We start from the raw sequence: 20,624 nt of genomic DNA, 5'->3' as shown, positions 1-20,624 counted from the left end.
GTATGTCGGTTCACTGAGCTTCGGCTCAAAAGTGAACACTACTCGCCTCCAGCTTGGTGCGGATGACAATTCAAAATTAAGAATTCCCGCCTACGCGCAGACGCTTCGGTGGGCAGGCAAAATTCAAAAGGAAGGAAAATTTCCAATACCAACATGTCTGCGTCAAGTGACGTGGTCAGGTGGGTGTTGGAACTGGGTCCAAGTCAGAGCCATATTGTGGCAAGGAGGGTGACATGCGGATTGGATCGTACTTGTTGGCGGGGGTCGTTGGGCTCGCTGGCGCGGGCATGGGCAGCATTGCCCTGCTGGTCTGCGCCTTCGGGTTCTTGGGCGCGGGTCTTTGGATGACCTTCCGGCCTGCGCCGCGTCCGACCGCCTAGCGAGTTCTTTTCCCACGGCAAGATGTGGGACACGATTACGACAGCGCGGAGAAGAATCAAGCCTCTTCTCCTCTCGCCCGAGCGTTTCAGTGCTTCTGTATTGGAATGCTCAGATGAGAGCAGTGTCAAATAAGTATCGCCACAGGGGAGACCCTGAAACAAGTTCGGGGTGACAGTTTCGAGTGCAGAATGTCAGTCCGTGGTCGGCGCCGTCGAGGCCCCAACTCTCTCTCCGGGGTTTCGACAGCGTTGATCACTGCGGGCCAATTCAAAATTAAGAATTCCCGCCTACGCGCAGACGCTTCGGTGGGCAGGAAAAATGCAAAATGAAGGGAGCTCGCGAGGCGCGAGCATAAGGAAGATATAAGAATAATGACACGAGACGCGGCAAATTCAATGATGATTGAAAGTGCGACGTCTCTTGTCACAGTGGTGGCGGAGAAAGGTGTCACGTTCCACAGCGCCGGGTGGTGTTGATGTGGACGCGGCCGCACGGAAAGGAGCACGGAGATGAGATACGTCGGGATTCTGGTCATGGTGGTTATGATGTTCGTTGGAGCCGGACAGGTGCTAGCGGAAACCGTCACGACCGGCGTGCAGGGGCATCTGGTCGCGTCGATGGTGAAGCCGACTCCGGTCGGCAACGCCACCATCTGTCTGCAGAAGCTGCAGACTCCGCGCACGGGCGGAGACCAGACGTTCGTTCATATGGGATTGCGCCGGGTTGCGAAGCTTGGGCAGACCGAGTTCGCCTACGAACCGGTTCTCGGTTGGGTAGGTGGTTGGTATCCCGGCTCGGACGGATACACGGCGGGCTCGAAGTTCACCATGAAGCACGGAGCGTTCTCCGTGAACCTAGGTTTCGAGTGGTTCACCAAAGTTCGTGACCGGGAGCTGCATACGCGGTTCCATAGCCACAACGCCGGGTACACTACCCACGGCTGGACGGTCGGCGGGGTTTACCAGAACGTGGACCTAGTCCACAAGGTGGCGCCTTTCGTCGCCTACAAGTGGAGTCCGCACGTTGTGATGGAGGGTCGGTGGTACCAGTCGTTGAACGACGATCCGAAGTTTCGGGCCCGTGTCAACAACGGCAGGTTGGTTCTTAAGATCTCGTAGTCCGTGTCCCGACTGGGACAACGCGCACGAGACAAGGCGGACGGGATTGGTTCAACCCCAATCACCGCCCGCCCCTATTCCTAGGTTCTCAAAAGATTGAGGGTCGAGAGATGGGAGAAGTGGGAAATTAAGAATTGAGAATTTAGAATGTAGAAGAAAGGAATGTTGCTCGCAAGACGCGGGCAATAATTTGGAGCAACAACTTGAGTTTCTCGAAAAGAGATTCAAGCGGCTGCTTCAAGAAAGACAGAAGTAGTCGAAACCGAAAGGCCCCCTAGGGGATTGCTCACAGGAGAGCCGAGAATTCGGTTTTCCAAACAAGGTTTCTGGAGCCCGGTCTCAAGGAGATACGGGTGAGGAGATGACGATGGGACGGATCAAGATTCACGTTGAGTGTCCGAGCTGCCAGGCCCTGCTGTGCAAGGCCGAAGTCGCCACTGTTCCGCCCCCGCCGCCTCGTCCCGAAGGCGCTGTGGCACGGGAACCACACTCCAACTTCAACTGGTTGGCCAGCCTTCAGGAGTGGGCGATCTCGCTCACGCCCGAGCAGGTTGTACGGCACTCCCTCGATCATCGCATGATCGAGGTTCGGGGTGAGCACGCCTGTCTGGCAATGCCGGACAAGGCGTACGGAACCACGCGTGTCCAGCGGGATTTCCCGCCCGTGTGCGTGGCGGATAGGTTCTGGGAGCTCGGGGCGGTCGCCTACGAGTGCGTGGTCGGAGCATCCGATTCCGAGTAACGGTTCTTTCCCGCGGCAGATTGCGGGGACCTCAACGCGACGGAGAAGAAACTGCCTTTTTCTCCAAACTTCCGAGCTTGGAAGAGACTCCTCGTGAACTCGGGGCAAGCCTTGCGAGCTCAGAAGTGGTTATGAGAGCAATTAAGAATTTAGAATGTAGAATTAAGAAAGGAAGACTGAAACAGCCATCCGAGTTGTTCAAATGGACGATTTGGATGGCTGCTTCACTGATGCTCGGAGTTCGGGTTCGAAGTCTAGCGACATTAGCTGGGTGCAGTTTCTTTCCAGGGGGTACTAATCCAATCGGGGAGGTTCTGAATGCGTCGGAATGACTTCGAGGGAAAAGGACGGGCACGGAGGCCTATCAACGGTCGGCGCGGTCGGTACGAGAAGGGCAACGGCAAGGAGCGCAAGCCCATTCACCTGCTCGTCGGTCGTCGCGCGGGTCAGGGCGAGCTCACCGGTGACGCCTTGGTGCCGCCTAACGTTCACCTCTTCCACCAGTGGAAGCGGGCGCAGGCGGCCTAGACATTGAGGGTGATGGATCACCCGCGCGACACGCGCTTAACGATCCACCCCGAATTTACGCTTGCGTAAACTTCGGGGCTCTCACCCGAGTGTCGCAGTACTTCAGTATTGAAACACTCAGATGAGAGTAAATAATAAAAGCAAATATCACAATCCAGTCTCAATCGATAGAGCTCCACACTGATCCGAACGATTCGTTTCACTCAAACTGGGAGGTGTACTGTGTGTGAAAATCCGTTCTCAATCTGTGTGCGTCAGCCGGAAGGTAGGGACGATGTCATCCTTGATGCCCTGCGCGTCCGGCGGTTGACGGTTCTCGAAGACTTCCGGGGCGTGGTGCTTTGGTGCAATGGTTATCGCGGCGTCTTTGGCCTCGAATACATGGTCAACCCCGATCATCGTGAGACCGGTGGTGCTATCGAACTGTTCTGTTCGGCCTGTGGCCAGCGGGTCAAGAGGGAGCGGAACATCGGGCTGTACCACTTCCTCGACACCATCCGGTGCGCTCTCAACGCGTGGGAAGCCTGGCAGGTGGAAATGCGGATGCGGCAGGAACGGCGGGACAAAGAAACCCGCTGGATCGCTACCCAGTTGGCGCGACACTTCGTTCCGCCGACGGAGCCGGCTCCGAAAGCGCCGAAACCGCTCAGCCGTGACCAGCGGCGGGCCATCGCCAACAGGCAGAACGGGTGGGACCCGAAGCGTTACGCGACCGTGTAGTAGCGTCGCCCGATGTGAGCGTCTTCACATCCGTGCCGAGGAGCACGTGGTCGAGTCGCCTTGGCCCGACCAACTCTTCTACCCAGAACCTTTGCGCAAGCGAATGGTTCTGGGCTCACTCGAGCGGTTCAACAAGATGAAAGTCGGAAGTCGGTGTTTAGAAATCAGAAATTTCTTCTGATATCTGACCACAAACCTCCGACATCTGTTGTGTTGGATTGGTCGGGCGAGCCTAGATCGCGTTGTAGATAACAGACAACAGACACGGTTCGACAACAGAAGTTGAGCGGAGGTAGAGACATGGAGCCGAACTTTCTTGAGACCATGTTGGTGATGGTCGTTGGTGTGGCGTTCTTGCTGGGGACGCCCTACTGTATGAGGAGGGTGGAGTGTTGCCATCATCTGCGTCATGTGACGCGGGTGAAAAACCGACTTAAGGAAGCCAAGTGGATGTTAGGCGTCTTCGCCTGCATGTTCGTCAGTCTGGTTTTTCTATTGTGGGTCGTGCTTTCCGGTATTTTGCGCTGATTTTCAACCGCCGTTAGATACACGCGGCATAGTGTATCCGTGCCAAAGGAGAAGCAGCACGTACAAAAAAGTTTCTCCAACTTCCCAGAACCTTTGCGCAAGCAAATGGTTCTGGGTTCATCCGAGCGGTTCAGTGCTTCTGCATTGGATTGCTCAGGTGGGACGAAAGCAATTAAGAATTGAGCCTGCCCGCCATCGCTTCGCTTCGTGAAGCTCTGGCGAAGCGGGCGGGAATGTAGAATTATGGAAACTGGTCGGTAGCGACGACGTCGTAATAATTATGGCGTGATCGCTGCCGTCCGTGGTCAATCACACCGATTGATTCAGCGGATATCAGCAAACCCAACGGTCCCGAGCCGGACCAAATACCCATGACGAGAGAACGTCGCGGGGAGGGAGGTTCTGATGAAGGTCAAGAGCTGGAGCTGCCGATTGTTCCGGTGGCTCAATGAAAGGGAGCTTAGCCACTTCTTCGCTCCGTTGTGGGCGTGTGGAGTAATGCTGGCTCTGGCTGCTGGGCTGACCTGTGCGGTGGTCTGGCAGTGGACGGGGGTCATCCTGAACTCCAAGATGGACAATGGGCTACGCGTCTTCTCTGTGATCACCAACCCGTTTGGGTGGGCGATAGTGGCGGCGTTCGTATTTACCGGACTATCTACCTATCTGTATCGTGGACTGACGGTGATCTGGCGCTCGCGACTCGATCAGTGCTTCGGTAACGACGTTGCGCAGGCAACCAAGGGTTTCGGCTACTGTGACGACAGAGAAATCGTCGGTATAGTCGACCGGAAACTGGCCGAACTCGCGGCAACCGTACCTGGTGGCGACGCTATCAATCGTCGACGGTTCTGGCGAGCGAATAACGCCGCATGGGCGTTCGGCTTCACCGTACACGATCTGGGATACCACATGGGCATGGGGAAGGGAGGGAAGAAATGAAAACCCTCCTGCTCCTCGTTCTGGTGTGCCTGGTGGTAATCACTGGGTGCAACAAGGACAAGTCCGAGAAGGTGATCTGCAGCTACGGAACGGTCACTCGGATTCGTGTCCCGATCGGTGAGGGCGAGTGGATTCCCAGAGAATTGTACTGGGAGGTCAATTGTAGAGGATTGGTCTTGGAGACCTTACTTGTGAAGGTCGGGCCGGACACGCTCCTGCAGGTCAACTACTTTCTGACCGGAGGGAATCGACTGGATGGCACCAAGCGGTTCACCCTGAAAGAGATGACTCACGCCAGCCGCAGTCGGGATAAGGACGACATCCTCAACTACGATCTGAGCTTCGAGGGTGGGTGGAGCTTCGGTGACCACTCACAGAACAAACCCGTTGCCTGGTTCTTCCTGCGCTCTCGTGGCGACAACCGTGCGGCAGCGAAGCTGATTGGGTCATAGGAGCCATCAATCACATTGTTCATTCGACAGTTAGGCAGGAGCGAATGTTAATTCGCCCATTCGTTCTCGGAGAGTGTTCCTGCCGCATTCTCCCCAATTCCGAACTTGGAATGTATACAAACATTGTAAGCTCAGAAGTGGTTATTGAGAGCAATTTAGAATTAAGGAAATCATACAGAGTGGGAACGCTATATTTTCTATACCAATATGTTCGTGTCATGAGATGCGGACAGGTAGGTGTTGAAAACAAGGACTGTTTCCAAGTTAATACTTGTCGGCTGACACTGCGCCATGATAATCTTGGCGTGGCCATTTCGCGATGAATCAACTAGACTGGCGTTACAGGCCAGAAAGGGGGTAGAGATGTGGATACCCATTGGGTTTGCCGCGGTCGTGGCAGCAGTTAGCTTCAAGGATGGCTATGGAGCCAGAAAGCGGGGCAAATCGCTTCTCTGGTCGGTTGGAAACGGGCTAGCTGTCCCCGTTTGTGTCGTTCTGCTGATCAGTGGAATCGTCGCTGTGGTCACTTTCTAGGGGAGGAGAAGAAATGAAACAGAAGTGGATGGACGCTCTCATGGTGCTGGCAGCCGCGGCCGGCGCAGTGTTGTTCTACTGGCCGATGCCACCCATGGGTGAGCTGGTCGGTCTTGCATCGACGGAAAAGGTGGCTATGTACGGACAAAGATTGTCCGTTACCGGACCACTGATCGTTCCGCTTCTCCTGCTCGCCTGTTACTTCGGCTACTGTCGTCGGGTGGTAGTGTTGACCTGGCTGGTCAGTCTGGCTAGCGGGATCACCCTGCTGGTCATGTGTGATCTCGGTGCGGTTCGGCCATGGGGGTTCCTCATCGGATCGGCTCCGGGGTGGCTGATGGTGCTGACATTTGGGCTTGGGGGGTTGCTAAGACAAGAGACCAACCCCGTCCAGGCCACGCTCGTGATTTCGTAGTTCGTATTCGGCGCGGATCGCACGGTTCCGCTCAGCAGGTCAGGCGGACGGCATGGGTTCAACCCCAATCACCGTCCGCCCCTATTCCTGGGTTCTCAAAAAGATTGAGGATCGAGAAACAGGAAAAAGCAATTTTGAATTAAGAATATAGAATGTAGAATGAAGGAAGCTCGCGAGACGCTAGCTAAGAATTAATAATATACAATAATTCTCAATTCTAAATTGTTCTATCATGTGATAAGCGGCATTGAGACATTATCACGATGATGTTTCGATGGCTCTTAGCACTATGTGCAAGAGTTCCGATGTCGCGCTGATTATGGGCGCTGGGGTAGCGTTCGAATATAGCGCGGGTCGCACAGGGAGGGATACGATGCGGACTCTGTTGGTTCTCTCGGTGTTGGCGTTTCTGTTCACAGCCGGTACGGTCGCGATGGCGGCCGAATGGACCGGCACGCAGATGATGGTCGGGGCCGACGCATCAGCCGTGCTCTGGTCGTCTGACCGGTGCTACTACCCTACTCCGGGGGCTCCGGAGGATACCCTGTCGGTCACGGGTAACGTGACGTACTACGACTGCTCGAAGTCGGACAGCGGCCCGATCTACTTCGCCTACGCCGGGGTCAAGCGCACGGTGGGCACGTTCTACATCCACCCCCGCATCGGTTACGCGGGGGGTTGGTTCAAGGATGACGCAGGTATCGGAGCCCTCGAGGTCGGTGGGCCGTTCGAACTCGGATTCGGCGGTCCGTCATTGAAGGTGGACTGGTCGCTGGACGAGGAGTACATCTTCGACCGACATCTTCAGACCTGGTACACCTTCGCTCAGGTTACACGAAAGGTCGGTGTGTTCACGTTCGGTGTCCACGCCGAGGGCAACGACATGCACTGGCAGTTCGGCCCGTCGGTCAAGTACGATGGGTTCAAGATCGCCGGATACGGAGGTGAGGGTCGGTTCGCGACGCGAATCAGCTTCACCCTGTAGCTGGCGATGATCGTGCGGCATCTTCACGGATCGCCGCCCCCAAGGTAACCCGGGGTTAATGGGTTACATCGGAGAGACCACGTTACTATGCACGTGCGTCTCTCCTTCCTCCGAGTCTCGATGAAAATCGGAATTCAGAGGAGGCGACATAACACAGGAGGATCGCAATGGGACGTTGGATTCGGTTCTTCTTCGGTACGCCACGTCGGTTATTGGTCACCGTCGGTGTGCTGGTGGGGTTGAAGGTCACGGGCTTGCTTCAGCAAATCCTCTCGGCTGGCTACCACCTCGGAATGACGATAGTCATAATGGTTGTGGCTGGCATGTTCGTAATCGGTCTGCTGCCTAGGAGGAGGTGAACGGTGCCGACGGTCAGATTGCCCGCCGAAGCTTTTGTCCCTGACAGAAGCTAGGCGGGTTTCATCCAGATATCTGAATCAAACGATTGAGATCTCTGAGTGGAGTAATAAAATGGAAGGTGTCGGAGTGGAAATATGTTAGTATTTTTTCACCCCGATCCTTTCCAGGATCTAAGTGGCAACGAACCAAATGAGTTTCGTGCCGCGAGATTAACCGACAGTGGCTTCACTCCAGCCCATGGAGGGCTGGCCTTGAACGGGGGGATCTTTCGAAAGGAGCACGGGAATGAGGAAGCTCATCCTGCTACTCGCACTGGTCATGCTGACTTCCTTCGGGATGGTCGGCGTGGCCACGGCACATGGCACCCCGATGCCGCATGACCACTATTATCTCCAAACGCCCGATAGCCTCGGGTTGTGGGGGATGGCCGGCGGGGACAAGGGGGTCTGGGTCATTCTCCGGTACTTCAACCCGGGGGTGACTAACGAGAACGACCGCCATCTACGGATGGGGTTCCAGGTCAACGTACCGCCGGGGTTCGAGATCACGCACGGGATTGCCCGTCCGGTCACGACCCCAACCAAGCCCGTCGAGGGCGGTGGTGCGCCTCCTTCGCCAGTCCAGCAGGCGGGCATCGGCCTGCCCGGATGGCTTTGGGCGCTGCTCATCGGCATCGGCGTGATCGTGCTGCTGCTGTTCGCGCTTCTGAGTCGCATGGGAGGCATCGCCGCCCGACACGCCGAGGAAGCGGGCAGACTCCAGCAGACGCTCGTGGATACCCACCGACAGCATCAGATTGATCTGGTGGAGGCCGAGGCGGATGCGATCGAGCAGGAACGTCGGCAGCGTCGGACTCGTGTCCGACAGAATCCCTACGCTGGGCCAGCCGTGATTGCCTCCGGTCTTCCGACGGGCAACATGGCTGCGAACTACCTGATCGATCTCTATCGCCGGCGTTATCCGAACCCGGATGGTGCCGATCGCCTCGTGCAGCTGCTGCGTGTCGAACCTATCTGGGTCCGGGGCGCGAACATGCAGGTCGGTTACGCAGGGGATGTCACGCGCCGTCGGGATCTGGTCAGTGAGCAGCCTTCCTGGCGCGGCATCTTCTCCAACGGCGTGGTGCTGGATGTTCTCCAGCGCTGTGCCAATGGTCTCTTCAGCGAGATCGGACAGCAGCTGCGTGACGACCAGGTACGTCAGCGCGATGGCGTGCCGGTGGTGGAAGTCAATCGGTTGGTCTGGCCCGAGCCGGTCAATCAGCCGGTGGTCTCCGAACCGCCGCCGACTCCGCCGGTCGTTGCCACTGTGGTGTCGACCGAACCGCCGATTCCTCCGATCCTCCGCACCATCTTGCCAGTCGACGACTCGTTGCCACCGAACCTGGTCACGGTCAACGAGTTGCCGGTCTATGACGGCATCTCGAGCGACGAATCTGGTACGCGACTTCATCGCGTCGGTACGGAGGTCTGGGATACGTTCGATTCGTACACGTTCCCCGGTGCGGAGATCGCAATCGTCGATGGAATCGTCGGCCTTCGGGTGGGCGATGGAGCTAGGACGATCGGACGCTGGCAGAACCCGCCCGAAGTCGGCAACGATGGCGATCACCCGGTGATCGCCGAGGCGCCGACCAGCGTCCCCGGGACGAACGGTTAGCCATCGGGCTACTCTCACTTCGAGTCATTCGACTCGAGGCAGATGTGAGAGCTGTTCTTTCTACTTCAGTTGGAGAAGTTCTGCCGCTTCTCCCCCTTTCTTTGCTCTCGAACAGTTCGTAAGCGAAGAGTCGGAAGCAAGAACGCAATCGACGAGGAGGTAGTCATGTGGCTGGGTGTGCTAGTGTGTCTGATGGTGGGCGTCTGGCTGGGTTTGACCAGCCGAATCCGCCGACGCTGGAAGGTGCTCGGCGTGGTGGGTTACTGTCTCATTATGAGCGCGACGCCGCTCTGGAAAACAACCTGGGCGTCGGTCACCATGGGCGGTCTTTTAGTCGGGTTAATGCTGTCACGAGCCCGGTTCTTCCGTGCCCTGGCCGGTAAGCCCGTCCAACAGCCACCAGCCGGCCAAGCTGACCAGCGCGATGGGTCACGCCAACAGCGCCGGCCACGCAAGCCATCTGGCAGCCAGAGAATGGCTGGTGATCTGCACCGAGCTGGATCCCAGTTCGGTGATCGTCTACGTGAGATCAGTCAGCACTACCGCGAGTCCTGTGCCGTACGCAGTGTTCATGTCGAGGATAACTTAGAGCCCAGAACCAATGAGGAGGACAGGTCCGATGAAGAGGCGTAGCAGTGGTAGGGGTGCCTTCGGTCGTTCGCGGTGCAATCGTCCGGCTCACCGGCGCGCGTCGCTCGGCTTCAATACGGCTGCGGGGATCGTCCTGATCGCCGCCGCCGTGCTGGGCGTCCTGCTCAGCGGTCCCAAGGCGGGCGTGATCACGGCCGGCATCGGCGGGGTGATCTGGGGCGGTGCGGTGCTGTACCGGGCCCAGCGGCGGAGTCTTCAGCAGTCGTAGCGTTTTCTGGGAGAACGCGGAATCCGCCTACGCTCCTTCGAAGCTTCGGTGGACAGGTCTCCCCAACTCCGAGTCGTTTGCGCGAGCAGATGATTCGGAGATCTTTCCGAGATTGTCACATTGGTGATAGTCTCAGAAGGAGAGCAACCAAGCAACAAGTAACAATTAAGAAATAACAAAAAAGAATAATACACATAGAGCAGCTTTTTCCCGCTACCGAATATATACATATTCAAAGGAAAGCGGCCTGCCCGCCAGACTTTCTGTCAGGTATAGGCAGGCGGGGACCCCGCCTTAGGCGGTGGCAAAACTGCGACGCTGGTCATATGAGCCATTTCTTCCGTATCAATTGGCATTTGAACCATCGAATGCGGATCGATACGGAAGAACCCGTAGCTTCATCAGGGAGGTAAGCATGAAGAAACTGTTATCTTGGCTGGTGATTCTGCTGCTCGTGGTCGGTGGACTAGAAGTTCTCTGTTGGCAACAGCAGATGGAACGGGAAAAGCTGCTGCGTGAGTGGCAGCGCCAGTTGGGATTGTATCGGGATCAGCTGGTGCCGGATTACATCTGGCGCAAGCAGGACCGGGTAATCTCGGTGTAAGGGTCGGTTCGAACGGACAAGGAGGAATGTATGAGGTGGCGAGAGTTGTTGGTGGGAGCGGTACTGATTCTGTTGTGCGCCGCAATGATTAACCATTACGGCGCCAAGATGCCTCCGGTGAGTCGGGATGAACCGGCTCCGGCGCGGGTGATCACCATCTCGAACGAGTTCTTTGATCGCCAGGCGGAGTTCGACAATGCGTTAGCTCATCTCGATGGTACCGCGCCTGTGCAAGCGGAAGCTTCGCGCGGCCATCGGATCGATGAGTGCATGGCGGCGGCCAAGTCGATGCTTAACATCGTCGAGGTCGGCAACGACCCGAAGGATCAGGCGTCAATCGTGGCCGGTCTCATCAGGCGATTGGACGCACTCTACGTCGAGACGCGCGTCGGCAGTGATCGACGCAATCTCGAAGAGGTCTATCGCCAGTGTACGAGAATGTTGGCACGGCCGGTCGACAAGAATGTCGAATTCCAGCCGGTGTCGACACACCATACCAGGTAACGAACGGAAAAGAAGGAGGAAGGGTTATGAAGTTTCGTGTTGTTCACGTGCTGGCGCTTGGGTTGGCTATCGTTCTCGGTGGCTGCATCAAGCATCGGGAGCCCAATCAGCAAGCCGAACAGCCCCAGATCGTGGCGGCCGACACGGCCACCTACGGTTACCCGGTCGTCGAGGCCAAGGTGAAACGTTGTCTAGCCGACTACGACAGTCTACTCGCTCTCAAGGGAGCCAGGCAGGACGGTCCGGGTGGCAAGTACATCGCCACCGGGATCTACAGCTGGAGCGGACAATACTTGCTCGAGGCGATCGATACCATCGAACAGGCCGGCCACGTGGTGCCGCCGGACTACATCGGTCTGGCAGAATTGGCCAGAGCCACCTTCGGGCCGCGGTATCGCGAGTTTCTAAGCTTCATCACGGATGAGCAGAACGCCGGCAACGGCAAGGATCAGTACCTGCTGGCACTGATGGGTGCCAAGTATGCCACCGTGCTCGAGCGCGGACTCGGCCAGGCTACCCGCAAGTAACGGCAGAGCACTGGTCAACAGACCGGCAGGTCGAAACAAACAGGAGGAAACGTGGATACGCTCTTTATTCGGGTACTACGCGAGATGCTCAACGAGATCCATGCTGGTCTGACAGCAGGTCATCCTGGGATCATTGACATCAACGAGTGTTCTTTCCGGCGTGTCGAGACAGCACTTCGGGAGCAAACGCCCGAGGCATTCGCCGCGGCCCTCGGCGGCGGTTTCTTCAGGACGGGCAGGTCAGGGGTCGGTGAGTTGGACGACGCTACAACGCAGTCGATGCGCATGATGCTGGCGGCCATGGTTGCCAACCTGTCCATGGGCGCGCGGTCCAATCGGCCCTGTCCGTAACGTCAAAATGGTTGTAGGTTAACCATCATCTCCTAGCAACAAAAACCTTCGCTATCCCAGCACCAGTCGTCTCTCGAGACTTCCAGTGCTGGGCCTCTTTCCGAGATTGTCACAAAAGTGATAGTCTCAGAAGGAGGAATAAAGCAAGGAAGAAGTAATAAGGAAGAAGGAAGGACGTTCATTTCAATATTCTCCGCGCCGATACATCTCTCAACTGCTGGGATGTGAATCGGTTCGGAGAATGCACACAGGCAGAACAAGGCTGGATCGAATCCAGCGGGAGGTAGGAAGTGTCGGATAACGGTATCACAAACAGGCAGTGGGCGGGCGCTATTGTCGCCCTTTCGTTGATAGGATTGGTATTTTGCGTGGGTCTGCGGGTGGTGTTTCCGGTTCACACCCCAGCCACGACGGTTCACGCCAGCTCGATCGTCGAGTCGCCTACGGTCAGCTCGGATTGTGAGTGGCCGCCCACCTCTCTCTACGCCGGGTTCGATTCGACGTTGGCGCAGGGGCAGATCGGGAAGACGAAGTTGATTGACGCGCTCACAGCCAATGTCTGCATCGGCTATCTCGAGTCGATGCTGACGGAGTACGAGTTCGTGGGTGATCTGATCCCCGTTACTCCCGTCATGGTCAGTCGGGAGGCGCGCGCCCAGTTCTGCTCGCGCTTTAGCCGACTCGAGGAGTTCAAGACCATCAACATGGATGGTATTTCGATCGATGCTCGGCTGCGGCTGTTGCGTCGGTACGTCAACTTGGTCAATCGGGGGCTCGATGCCGCCGATCAGGCGTCTCGAACGGAAGTCAACTTTCCGAACTAAGGGGGATCTCATGGATGGTCTGTTCCTGATGATGCTGGCGTTCGGAATTTTCACCGGCGCATCTTTCTTCACGGCGAACATGCATATCCGTCGGAACCAACCCGAGGCGGCAATGCAATGGTTGCATCGGGGCGGGTGGTTCTTCATTCTGATGGCGCTAGGGGTTCTGGCGGGCATCTTGTCTCGCCATGGCCTGATCAGCCGACATGTGGCGGGGGCGTACTACTTTTTCCTCCTGTTCGCCTTCTGGGTCGCGGCTGGCATCGGTCGACTGATTACCCAGATTCCTGGTCTCAAGTTCGGACGGCTGCCCACCGTCGTTCTCTCGGTCTTTCTGTTCGTCCTGGGAGGGTTCATCTGCTACTGCGTCGGTATTGTGGCGGATATGATCCTCCAGGTTTCGCTGGTCTGCCAGGGTATTGCCTGGTTGCTTGGCTTCTGGCTTGGCCTGAAGCCGGCGATCCAGCGGTACCGAGTAGCGCGAGCAATCGTGCGAGCACGGCTGGAGGAACGAACGGCCCGATTTATGGGCGAGTAGAGCTTCATCCGGCGCAAGCGGCATTGCGTCAATCCCCGTCGGCCAAACTCTTCGGAGCGATGGCGGACGGGGCTCTTTCTGAGATTTTCATAACCTATGGAAATTTCAGAAAAAGGTTGTATGATAATAATAAGTATCTTCCCTCCTAGCCGGCGGAGTGTCTATCCCTGCACCATGGCTAACGCCAGATGCGGGACACGCGGATCTGACTGTACGAGATGAACGCAGCTTGTTTCTCAACAAGTTGTCCCCTAAAAAAGGGCTGGCGGCTCTCTCCCCAGCGGTCACAAAGCACAGTTGGCATAATCCCGTGTGGCTCCGTCGGCCAGGGAGGAAGAATCAAGTTGTATAACCGGGTCAAAATTTGAGCCGGCTTTTTGGCGTACATTTTAATGCAAGGAATATTTAAGAACAAAACGTAGGCGAGGATGCCTGCCCGCCATCGCTTCGCTCAGGCGTAGCGGGCGGGATCATCCTCGCCTACGGAGTTGATAAATACTAGCCAGCCAGGTGGCAATTTTCCAATGCTCGGGCTATAATATACGGGCAATCACATTAAACCCATGCCAACGTTATCCGCACCAAAACCCAAATCACCACAATCAAATCCCCAACCCGTCCACTGGTATGCTTCCGGCTGGGGGGTGGCGTTTATAGTATTGTTGGTTATTGTCATCGCACTAATCGGCATACTAGCTTGGCAGGTCATTATATTCATGCAAAATGAGATAGACAATTCTTCCAACACCAATACCCGGCCGTCAAGTCTGGTGGAAGAATCGAGCACGAACTATATCGTGGCTGATGCGCCCAGTACCGGTTCACCGGCGGCTAAAGTAAAGGTGGTCGAGTTTGGCGATTTCCAGTGCCCCTACTGCCGGCAGATGTATCAGATCATCCGCCGGATTCAAGCCGATTATGGCGACCGGATCTACTTCGAATTCCGGGATTTTCCGGTTAGCGACATCCATCCCGAGGCCGAAAAAGCGGCCGAAGCCGGGCGGTGTGCTTTTGACCAGTCCAATGCCATGTTCTGGGCATTGCATGACAAAATGTACCAAAACCAAGAACATCTCGCCATCGCTGACTTGAAGGAATACGCCATTCAAGTTGGGTTAGAGCCGGTACGTTTCGATTCCTGTCTGGATTCAGGGCGGATGGCAGCGCGGGTGGCGGCGGATTTTCAGGTCGGGTTGGAGGCCGGGTTACCGGGCACGCCGACATTCTTCATCAATGGCTATCAGTTGTCCGGCGTATTGCCTGACTCGGTGTTACGCCAGGCGATTGATTACATTTTGGCTAAGAACTAAACGATTTCATAGTCCACCGTTTGTTCTCGATCAAATGCATCGAGATTTTTTAATTGGCTACTTGCGCGTTTGTGAAAAAAAACGTATGGCAGCGCAATTGTTATCCACACCTGGAGAACAATGCGTGGCCAAAGGAAGATTATTGATGAAATATAAAGCAAAACTCGAGAAAATGATTTTTTTGACGACGCTTTCGCTTGTGATATACTTCACTTGCTGCCACTAGATATGGTATTTGATCGATCATCGGTCCCGAAGCAGGCGGTTTTTTTTGCCCCTTGGTCAGCCACGAAAAATATAACTTTTTACGACCCAAACACGTCGTATGATCTGCCCACTGTGCCACTCCGAAACAAAAGTGATCGATTCCCGCGCCGTTAACAATGATATGGCGATTCGCCGCCGCCGGGAATGCATCAAATGTCGATTTCGTTTCTCCACCCACGAACAGATTGAGCTGCTCGATCTTTTGGTTATCAAAAAAGACGGCAGTCGGGAGGCTTATCGGCGTTCCAAACTGGAAGCGGGCTTGCGGCGGGCGCTGGAAAAACGCTCCGTGACTGAAGAAAACTTCCAAAAATTGGTGGCCACGATCGAAGTCGAGATTCAGAAGCAGAATGGCAATGAAATTTCCAGCCAAACCATCGGCCAGATCGTGATGGACCAGCTGCGCGACTTTGATTCAGTGGCTTATATCCGGTTTGCCTCGGTCTACAAGTCTTTTGACGACCTGCAGAGCTTCCACAGTGAGATTAACAAGATAAAAAAAGTCGAATAAATAACCAGATATCCAAAATACCAACATGGCCTCAACGTCTACCCAACCCAGTCCGCTCGTATCAAAGCTAAAGCTGCCCTGGAAGCGTTTCAAACAGCCGCCGATGCAGATTCTTAAGCGCGACGGTACGCTGGCACCGTTCGACCAGACGAAGATTTCCAACGCGATATTCAAAGCCATGGTCGAATTGCGCCAGCCCAACAAGGCGCTGGCCCGCCGCTTGGCCGAAGAGGTAGTAACGATACTGGCTGAACGCATGCCTGAGAACGAAAACCCGACCGTCGAAGGCGTTCAGGACATTGTTGAGGAGGTGTTGATTCGGGCCAAGCTGGTTCAGGTGGCCAAGGCCTATATCATCTACCGCCAAAAGCATAAGGAAATCCGCGAAGCAAATCACATGCTGAAAGAGTACCGGGGCGAGGTGGAGTCAACGCCGAATGCCATGGTGGTGCTACAAAAGCGCTATCTCCGGCGGGACGAAAACGGCCGCGTCACCGAAACACCGGAAGAAATGTTTAAACGCGTGGCTAATAATATCGCCTACGCTGATAATCTCTACAAGACGCTGTACCATCAGGATGTGAACGTCGAAGAAACCGCCAAGGAATTCTTTGAAATGCTGCGCCACTTTGAATTTCTGCCCAATTCACCCACCCTGATGAACGCTGGCCGCGATCTGCAGCAGCTGTCGGCCTGTTTTGTGCTGCCCGTCGAAGATGATATGACCAGTATATTTGACGCGATCAAGAATACGGCGCTGATCCACCAAAGCGGCGGCGGCACCGGATTTTCCTTTACCCGCATCCGGCCGGCCGGCGACATCGTCAAATCAACCGGCGGCGTTGCCTCGGGTCCGATTTCGTTTATGCGAGTGTTCAATGCCGCTACCGAAGTAATCAAGCAGGGCGGCACCCGGCGCGGCGCCAATATGGGCATATTACGGGTTGATCACCCCGACATTATCGACTTTATCACCTGCAAGGAAAACAACAGCGAGCTCAACAACTTCAACATTTCGGTGGCTGTCACGGAAACTTTCATGGAGGCGGCTGACAAGGACAAAGAATACGACTTGATCAATCCGCGCAACAAACTACCGGCCAAGAAAATGTCCGCCCGCCAGGTGTTCAATCTGATGGTGACCATGGCCTGGAAGAACGGCGATCCGGGCATTGTCTTTATTGACCGGATCAATGCTGATAATCCCACGCCAGAGCTAGGTGAGATCGAGTCGACCAACCCATGCGGCGAACAGCCATTATTGCCCAACGAATCATGCAATCTCGGGTCGATCAATCTGGCTAAAGTGGTCAATGACCAGCAGGAAATTGATTGGGATAAATTGCGGCATATCGTGCACACGGCTACTCACTTTCTGGACAATGTGATCGATATGAATCGGGCGCCGCTCCCCCAGATCGAAGAGATGATCACAACCAACCGGAAGATTGGCCTGGGCGTGATGGGCCTGGCTGATTTATTGATTCAACTGGATATCCCATACAACAGCGGCGAAGCGGTTAAGCTGTCGGAAAAGATTATGAAATTTATCAACGAAGAGTCCGCTGCCGCCTCTGAAGAGCTGGCTAAGGTGCGCGGTACGTTCCCGTCGTACGCCCAGAGCGTATATGCCAAGGATGGCCGCAAGTTGCGCAATGCTACACGCACCACCATCGCTCCAACCGGTACGATATCTATTATTGCCGGTTGCTCATCCGGCATTGAACCGCTATTTGCCATTTCATACGTTCGAAAAAATATCCTCGATTCCGGTGATGAGTTGATTGAGGTCAATCCATTCTTCGAGAAGAAGGCTAAGGAGCTGGGTTTCTACAGTGAGGAGTTGATGCGGCGTATTGCCCAGGAAGGCACGATCCAGCACTTCAAAGAAATTCCCGAATCAGTCCGCAAAGTATATGTGACGGCTCACGATATTACGCCCGAAGACCATATCAAAATGCAGGCGGTTTTCCAAAAACACACCGATAACGCCGTTTCTAAAACCGTTAACTTTCCCCACGATGCCACGATCGAGGATGTCGAGAAAGTTTACATGCTGGCCTTCAAACTGGGTTGCAAGGGCGTCACGATCTACCGCGACCGTAGCCGCGAGACCCAGGTGCTGAACATCGGCTCCGTTACCAGCCCAAAGAAAGGGGACGATTCGGTGGGCAACAGCATGGTAAAACAGGAAGTGGCGCTCAACGAAATCGTGGACAAGAACAAATGCCCCGAATGCAAAGCGGTGATGGAGATTAAAGAAGGCTGCAAAACCTGCCCCAACTGCGGCTGGTCGGCCTGCAGCATCGGTTAACGCCATGGCCAAGCGAACCGCCAACGGACTAGTGATTGTCTACACTGGGAATGGCAAAGGCAAAACGACGGCGGCGTTGGGTCTGGCGTGGCGGGCCCTGTCTCACGGTCGCAGAGTGGCGGTGGTACAATTCGTTAAGTCGCCCCAATCGTCTGGAGAAATGAGATTGCTCAAGCAGCCGGTAGCTGGATTGACAATAGAAGCATGCGGGCGCGGTTTCGTCGGTATCATGAACGATCGCTTGACGCACCGGCAGCATCAGCTGGCCGCCCAAAAAGCCTTAGCCACGGCCCGTCGACAATCCCGTCGCTGCGATGTCCTGATTATGGATGAAGTCAATGGCGCGATGCATAGCCGATTGGTTTCACAGCGCGAGGTGCTCCGATTTATATCGGCCAAACCTAAGTCGCTCACACTGGTTTTAACCGGCCGCCAGGCGCCGCCGGCAATCATCCGGCGAGCCGACCTGGTTACCGAGATGGTGGAAATTAAACATCCGTTTCAAAAAGGTCGGACAGCCGAAGCTGGCATCGATTACTAGCAAATATTTATTACCATATAAAATTAAGACAATGAAACAATCAAAACTCTATCTTGGGATCATGATCCTAGTAGCCGGTATCGCCGGCGTGGTAACTTTTACTTATCTGCAATCAACCAATCGGTATTTTGCCGATGCCAGCACAACCGACGCCAAAGTGGCCGGGGTCACTACCGCCCGCCAAACGGTGACAATGGTCATCAATGACGGTCAGTCGATCAAGACCTACAGCCAGATGTTAACTAACACGGTTAGCATGGCCGGGCTTGATCTTTTACAACGGGCTGCCGCAGCCGCCGAATGGGATTTGAAGACATCGACCAGCTCGATGGGTACTTTGGTGGAAGAGATTCATGGCGTTAAAAACGGCACGGATGGAAAATATTGGATTTATTACGTCAATCGGCAGATGGGCTCAGTCGGAATTGATCAATATCAGGTTCAGCCCGGCGATATTCTGGAAATGAATTTTGAAAACAGCGCTTTCTAACCACCACCATGAAAAAAATCCAGCCATTTAATCTGAAAGGAATATTACGGACCAGCTGGCTGCCAGCGGTATTAATAGCATTGGGAATTGCCAGCCGCGTGCTGATGCATGACTGGAGTCGCCTGCCGAATGTTGAGCTGGTGACGGGCTTATCGCTATTGGCCGGCTATTATCTGCGCGGGTGGCGGTCGGCCATTGTGCCGTTGGCGATCATGTTTGGTTCGGATATGCTGATTGGCAATACCAATATCTTCTTGTTCACCTGGACGGCTTATTTGCTGGCGGTAGGCGGCGGCTGGATATTACGCCAACCAAAATTAAGTCGGCATATTGTTTGGACCGGACTGGGTGCCGGCATGCTGTTCTCGCTATTCTTCTATCTCTACACGAATTTCGGAGTCTGGATGATCACACCCTGGTACCAACAGAACGCCAGCGGTCTGCTCTATGCCTATTATATGGGCTTGCCATTCCTGAAACTCAATCTGGCTGGTAATTTAGTACTAGTGCCGCTGTGCTTCACAGTGGCGGAAATGGCTCGACGCGGCTGGCGAATGGCCAAGCCGACAGCGAAGGCCGTCCGTCCGTAAACTTACTCACTAACATGCATCATTATGGTAGCAGTTGATAAAACCAAATGCCTCGGTTGCGGCACTTGCGTCAGCCTTTGTCCCGGCGTGTTTACTCTGGGAACGGATGGCAAGTCAGAGGTAGCCCATCCGGAAGCATGCGGCACGCCTGGAAATGACTGCCAGCAAGCGGTTGATGGCTGTCCGACGCAGGCTATTAGTAAGTAATAAGTATCAATTAACAAATAACAAACGTATTTAATGTAGCGGAAACCTTTAGGTTTCCATTTTGTTGGTATTGGTTTGGGTTCCAGCCGGAAATTAGTGTGTCGCACTATATATTGACAGAAAGGGGCTTCTGTGATAAGATATGGGTCATTGAAAAAATCCTGATAAAACACAGGGTTTTTTTGAATCGGAACCGCTTTTAGCATCTAACTGGGGAAACCATGTCAAAACGAACCAAATATGCCGCCCTGCGCCGCTGGCAATTCGCCCTGGCGTGTTTGGCTTTGATTGAGTTCGTCTACCCCCATTCAGTATTGGGGCAGGGAGTCAACTCGGATCAATCGTTCGATCAGGTGGCAACATATCAAGCTATGCCCGCTTTAGCCACTTTGACGCAACCCGATACCGATCACAAGGTTTGTGAAAATAATGTCGAATGCCGCTTGCCGGACGTAGCCAGTCGGCCGAGTAAGAAATCATTTTATGTCACCGTGACCGCTTACTCCAGTTCCATTGACGAAACCGACAGCGACCCATTTACCACTGCCTCGGGTTCCCAGACCCACCAGGGCGTGGCGGCATATAATTACCTTCCGTTCGGTTCGAAGTTCCGTCTGCCGGACAAGTTCGGCGACCAGGTGTTTACGGTCGAGGACCGTCTCCGGGCCGGTGCCGGTAAATATCACATCGACATCTGGATGCCCAGCAAAGCCGAAGCCAAACAGTGGGGCGTGAAAGTCATCAAGATCGAAATTCTCTAAGTGCACATTACAAAGCCCGATCAATTCAAATGGTCGGGTTTTGTGTTTCAGTGGGATTGAGCAGG

25 protein-coding genes are annotated in these 20,624 nt (G+C 55.0%); all 25 read left to right on the top strand.

Annotated elements, in window-relative coordinates; translation table 11 throughout:
• Positions 1 to 890: 890 nt before the first annotated feature.
• Entirely contained in the window at positions 891 to 1,499 is a 609-nt protein-coding gene (locus WC734_03085; GenBank protein ID MFA6198111.1) for a hypothetical protein, read from the top strand.
• Between the two features lie 1,519 nt (positions 1,500 to 3,018).
• Positions 3,019 to 3,489: a hypothetical protein gene (locus WC734_03080; protein MFA6198110.1), complete on the top strand. Its 471-nt coding sequence runs from the start codon at positions 3,019 to 3,021 to the stop codon at positions 3,487 to 3,489.
• A 933-nt stretch (positions 3,490 to 4,422) separates the two neighbouring features.
• Entirely contained in the window at positions 4,423 to 4,956 is a 534-nt protein-coding gene (locus WC734_03075; GenBank protein ID MFA6198109.1) for a hypothetical protein, read from the top strand.
• Complete coding sequence (locus WC734_03070) at positions 4,953 to 5,408, top strand: hypothetical protein (protein ID MFA6198108.1); 456 nt, start codon at positions 4,953 to 4,955, stop codon at positions 5,406 to 5,408. The genes WC734_03075 and WC734_03070 overlap by 4 nt, the downstream gene beginning before the upstream one ends.
• 291 nt (positions 5,409 to 5,699) lie before the next feature.
• Positions 5,700 to 5,942, top strand: coding sequence for a hypothetical protein (locus WC734_03065; GenBank protein ID MFA6198107.1), 243 nt, complete (start codon positions 5,700 to 5,702; stop codon positions 5,940 to 5,942).
• A gap of 13 nt (positions 5,943 to 5,955) precedes the next feature.
• The gene (locus WC734_03060) at positions 5,956 to 6,357 is read left to right on the top strand and encodes a hypothetical protein (GenBank protein MFA6198106.1); all 402 of its coding nucleotides are present in this window, start codon (positions 5,956 to 5,958) and stop codon (positions 6,355 to 6,357) included.
• Between the two features lie 274 nt (positions 6,358 to 6,631).
• Positions 6,632 to 7,342, top strand: coding sequence for a hypothetical protein (locus WC734_03055; protein MFA6198105.1), 711 nt, complete (start codon positions 6,632 to 6,634; stop codon positions 7,340 to 7,342).
• A gap of 167 nt (positions 7,343 to 7,509) precedes the next feature.
• Positions 7,510 to 7,701: a hypothetical protein gene (locus WC734_03050; protein MFA6198104.1), complete on the top strand. Its 192-nt coding sequence runs from the start codon at positions 7,510 to 7,512 to the stop codon at positions 7,699 to 7,701.
• A gap of 286 nt (positions 7,702 to 7,987) precedes the next feature.
• Complete coding sequence (locus WC734_03045; protein ID MFA6198103.1) at positions 7,988 to 9,361, top strand: hypothetical protein; 1,374 nt, start codon at positions 7,988 to 7,990, stop codon at positions 9,359 to 9,361.
• A gap of 165 nt (positions 9,362 to 9,526) precedes the next feature.
• On the top strand, positions 9,527 to 9,994 hold the full coding sequence (locus WC734_03040; protein MFA6198102.1) for a hypothetical protein: 468 nt from the start codon (positions 9,527 to 9,529) through the stop codon (positions 9,992 to 9,994).
• Positions 9,981 to 10,220 (top strand): hypothetical protein, encoded by a 240-nt coding sequence (locus WC734_03035; protein MFA6198101.1) that lies wholly within the window; start codon positions 9,981 to 9,983, stop codon positions 10,218 to 10,220. The genes WC734_03040 and WC734_03035 overlap by 14 nt, the downstream gene beginning before the upstream one ends.
• A 415-nt stretch (positions 10,221 to 10,635) precedes the next feature.
• The gene (locus tag WC734_03030) at positions 10,636 to 10,824 is read left to right on the top strand and encodes a hypothetical protein (protein MFA6198100.1); all 189 of its coding nucleotides are present in this window, start codon (positions 10,636 to 10,638) and stop codon (positions 10,822 to 10,824) included.
• A 30-nt stretch (positions 10,825 to 10,854) separates the two neighbouring features.
• Positions 10,855 to 11,328, top strand: coding sequence for a hypothetical protein (locus WC734_03025; GenBank protein ID MFA6198099.1), 474 nt, complete (start codon positions 10,855 to 10,857; stop codon positions 11,326 to 11,328).
• Positions 11,253 to 11,855, top strand: coding sequence for a hypothetical protein (locus WC734_03020; GenBank protein ID MFA6198098.1), 603 nt, complete (start codon positions 11,253 to 11,255; stop codon positions 11,853 to 11,855). The genes WC734_03025 and WC734_03020 overlap by 76 nt, the downstream gene beginning before the upstream one ends.
• Before the next feature lie 84 nt (positions 11,856 to 11,939).
• Positions 11,940 to 12,206, top strand: coding sequence for a hypothetical protein (locus tag WC734_03015; GenBank protein ID MFA6198097.1), 267 nt, complete (start codon positions 11,940 to 11,942; stop codon positions 12,204 to 12,206).
• A gap of 368 nt (positions 12,207 to 12,574) precedes the next feature.
• Positions 12,575 to 13,030 (top strand): hypothetical protein, encoded by a 456-nt coding sequence (locus WC734_03010; protein MFA6198096.1) that lies wholly within the window; start codon positions 12,575 to 12,577, stop codon positions 13,028 to 13,030.
• 10 nt (positions 13,031 to 13,040) lie between these two features.
• A complete protein-coding gene (locus tag WC734_03005; protein ID MFA6198095.1) occupies positions 13,041 to 13,568 on the top strand; it encodes a hypothetical protein in 528 nt (175 codons plus the stop codon).
• Positions 13,569 to 14,131: 563 nt separating this feature from the next.
• Entirely contained in the window at positions 14,132 to 14,878 is a 747-nt protein-coding gene (locus WC734_03000) for a DsbA family protein (GenBank protein ID MFA6198094.1), read from the top strand.
• Positions 14,879 to 15,203: 325 nt separating this feature from the next.
• The gene (nrdR, locus tag WC734_02995; GenBank protein MFA6198093.1) at positions 15,204 to 15,656 is read left to right on the top strand and encodes a transcriptional regulator NrdR; all 453 of its coding nucleotides are present in this window, start codon (positions 15,204 to 15,206) and stop codon (positions 15,654 to 15,656) included.
• 25 nt (positions 15,657 to 15,681) lie between these two features.
• A complete protein-coding gene (locus WC734_02990; GenBank protein ID MFA6198092.1) occupies positions 15,682 to 17,970 on the top strand; it encodes a vitamin B12-dependent ribonucleotide reductase in 2,289 nt (762 codons plus the stop codon).
• 4 nt (positions 17,971 to 17,974) lie between these two features.
• Entirely contained in the window at positions 17,975 to 18,511 is a 537-nt protein-coding gene (locus tag WC734_02985) for a cob(I)yrinic acid a,c-diamide adenosyltransferase (protein MFA6198091.1), read from the top strand.
• A 31-nt stretch (positions 18,512 to 18,542) separates the two neighbouring features.
• On the top strand, positions 18,543 to 19,001 hold the full coding sequence (locus WC734_02980; GenBank protein MFA6198090.1) for a DUF4430 domain-containing protein: 459 nt from the start codon (positions 18,543 to 18,545) through the stop codon (positions 18,999 to 19,001).
• An 8-nt stretch (positions 19,002 to 19,009) separates the two neighbouring features.
• Positions 19,010 to 19,591: a DUF6580 family putative transport protein gene (locus WC734_02975; protein ID MFA6198089.1), complete on the top strand. Its 582-nt coding sequence runs from the start codon at positions 19,010 to 19,012 to the stop codon at positions 19,589 to 19,591.
• A gap of 24 nt (positions 19,592 to 19,615) precedes the next feature.
• Entirely contained in the window at positions 19,616 to 19,798 is a 183-nt protein-coding gene (locus tag WC734_02970) for a ferredoxin (GenBank protein MFA6198088.1), read from the top strand.
• A gap of 221 nt (positions 19,799 to 20,019) precedes the next feature.
• Positions 20,020 to 20,559, top strand: coding sequence for a hypothetical protein (locus WC734_02965; GenBank protein MFA6198087.1), 540 nt, complete (start codon positions 20,020 to 20,022; stop codon positions 20,557 to 20,559).
• The last annotated feature ends 65 nt before the right edge of the window (positions 20,560 to 20,624 follow it).

Source organism: Patescibacteria group bacterium (genome assembly GCA_041661625.1).
In the GTDB taxonomy this organism is placed as follows: domain Bacteria; phylum Patescibacteriota; class Patescibacteriia; order JAHIZJ01; family JAHIZJ01; genus JBAZUB01.
This window is presented reverse-complemented; position numbering and strand designations above follow the sequence as displayed.

What these genes read in the sequence shown, in the direction of transcription:
- WC734_03065 (MFA6198107.1), top strand. Translation starts at nt 5,700, where the DNA reads ATGATAATCTTGGCGTGGCCATTTCGCGATGAATCAACTAGACTGGCG.
- WC734_02965 (MFA6198087.1), top strand. Translation starts at nt 20,020, where the DNA reads ATGTCAAAACGAACCAAATATGCCGCCCTGCGCCGCTGGCAATTCGCC.
- WC734_03055 (MFA6198105.1), top strand. Translation starts at nt 6,632, where the DNA reads ATGGCTCTTAGCACTATGTGCAAGAGTTCCGATGTCGCGCTGATTATG.
- WC734_03085 (MFA6198111.1), top strand. Translation starts at nt 891, where the DNA reads ATGAGATACGTCGGGATTCTGGTCATGGTGGTTATGATGTTCGTTGGA.
- WC734_03060 (MFA6198106.1), top strand. Translation starts at nt 5,956, where the DNA reads ATGAAACAGAAGTGGATGGACGCTCTCATGGTGCTGGCAGCCGCGGCC.
- WC734_03075 (MFA6198109.1), top strand. Translation starts at nt 4,423, where the DNA reads ATGAAGGTCAAGAGCTGGAGCTGCCGATTGTTCCGGTGGCTCAATGAA.
- WC734_03025 (MFA6198099.1), top strand. Translation starts at nt 10,855, where the DNA reads ATGAGGTGGCGAGAGTTGTTGGTGGGAGCGGTACTGATTCTGTTGTGC.
- WC734_02975 (MFA6198089.1), top strand. Translation starts at nt 19,010, where the DNA reads ATGAAAAAAATCCAGCCATTTAATCTGAAAGGAATATTACGGACCAGC.
- WC734_03045 (MFA6198103.1), top strand. Translation starts at nt 7,988, where the DNA reads ATGAGGAAGCTCATCCTGCTACTCGCACTGGTCATGCTGACTTCCTTC.
- nrdR (MFA6198093.1), top strand. Translation starts at nt 15,204, where the DNA reads ATGATCTGCCCACTGTGCCACTCCGAAACAAAAGTGATCGATTCCCGC.
- WC734_03035 (MFA6198101.1), top strand. Translation starts at nt 9,981, where the DNA reads ATGAAGAGGCGTAGCAGTGGTAGGGGTGCCTTCGGTCGTTCGCGGTGC.
- WC734_02985 (MFA6198091.1), top strand. Translation starts at nt 17,975, where the DNA reads ATGGCCAAGCGAACCGCCAACGGACTAGTGATTGTCTACACTGGGAAT.
- WC734_03015 (MFA6198097.1), top strand. Translation starts at nt 11,940, where the DNA reads ATGCTCAACGAGATCCATGCTGGTCTGACAGCAGGTCATCCTGGGATC.
- WC734_03030 (MFA6198100.1), top strand. Translation starts at nt 10,636, where the DNA reads ATGAAGAAACTGTTATCTTGGCTGGTGATTCTGCTGCTCGTGGTCGGT.
- WC734_03070 (MFA6198108.1), top strand. Translation starts at nt 4,953, where the DNA reads ATGAAAACCCTCCTGCTCCTCGTTCTGGTGTGCCTGGTGGTAATCACT.
- WC734_03000 (MFA6198094.1), top strand. Translation starts at nt 14,132, where the DNA reads ATGCCAACGTTATCCGCACCAAAACCCAAATCACCACAATCAAATCCC.
- WC734_03050 (MFA6198104.1), top strand. Translation starts at nt 7,510, where the DNA reads ATGGGACGTTGGATTCGGTTCTTCTTCGGTACGCCACGTCGGTTATTG.
- WC734_03040 (MFA6198102.1), top strand. Translation starts at nt 9,527, where the DNA reads ATGTGGCTGGGTGTGCTAGTGTGTCTGATGGTGGGCGTCTGGCTGGGT.
- WC734_02970 (MFA6198088.1), top strand. Translation starts at nt 19,616, where the DNA reads ATGGTAGCAGTTGATAAAACCAAATGCCTCGGTTGCGGCACTTGCGTC.
- WC734_02980 (MFA6198090.1), top strand. Translation starts at nt 18,543, where the DNA reads ATGAAACAATCAAAACTCTATCTTGGGATCATGATCCTAGTAGCCGGT.
- WC734_02990 (MFA6198092.1), top strand. Translation starts at nt 15,682, where the DNA reads ATGGCCTCAACGTCTACCCAACCCAGTCCGCTCGTATCAAAGCTAAAG.
- WC734_03005 (MFA6198095.1), top strand. Translation starts at nt 13,041, where the DNA reads ATGGATGGTCTGTTCCTGATGATGCTGGCGTTCGGAATTTTCACCGGC.